The sequence below is a fragment of the Kitasatospora nipponensis genome (assembly GCF_039528135.1).
Lineage (GTDB): Bacteria > Actinomycetota > Actinomycetes > Streptomycetales > Streptomycetaceae > Kitasatospora > Kitasatospora nipponensis.
Genome location: NZ_BAAALF010000734.1, coordinates 1 through 691 on the forward strand (window position 1 = coordinate 1; position 691 = coordinate 691).

Here is a 691-nt window from a genome sequence, read left to right on the forward strand (position 1 = left end):
AAATGAGATACCTTTCACCCCTGCGCTATCCTGGCGGTAAGGCGCGTCTTGCCCCCTACTTGACACGCCTCATTGAAGCCCAGGAGCCGAAACCGCGTCAGTAAGCAGAGCCCTTCGCGGGAGGTGCCGGGGCGGCCCTTCATCTTCTTTGGGACCGTACCGTGGACCGCATCCATCTTAACGACTTGAACCCGGGTATCGCTGCATTCTGGCGCGCGTCACTCGACCTTCCCAATGAGTTCTGTCGCAAAATTCGAACTATTCCGCTCACAATCGATGAGTGGCATCGGCAGGCCGAGGTCTATGCGAGCCCGTCCGGGCGGGACGATTTTGAACTCGGTTTTGCCGCTTTCTACCTCAACCGTACTAATCGTTCGGGCATCCTTGACGCTCGGCCAATCGGCGGTTTTGAGCAGCTTGGGCGCTGGAAGATTGATGCGCGCTTCAATCGTGAATCGCTTTGCATGCGCATCCAGGCCCTCGCTGACTTGCGACATTGCATCTATATCACCGAGTACGACGCTCTTGAGTTCCTCAATGTCATACAAGACATCGCTCAGGATGTCTTCGTATATGCGGACCCCCCTTACCTCGTCCAAGGGGAAGGGCTGTACCTGCACGCTTTTGACGCCGATTCCCACCTCGAATTGGCGAATCTTCTGGCCGGCGCGGACTTCCCATGGATTCTCAC

At 56.7% G+C, this 691-nt stretch carries 1 protein-coding gene; it reads left to right on the forward strand.

Translation table 11 applies throughout. From position 1 onward, the window contains the following. Positions 1-161: 161 nt before the first annotated feature. Positions 162-691: DNA adenine methylase (locus ABD323_RS42995; protein ID WP_344447474.1), on the forward strand; the 530-nt coding region annotated here is incomplete at its 3' end.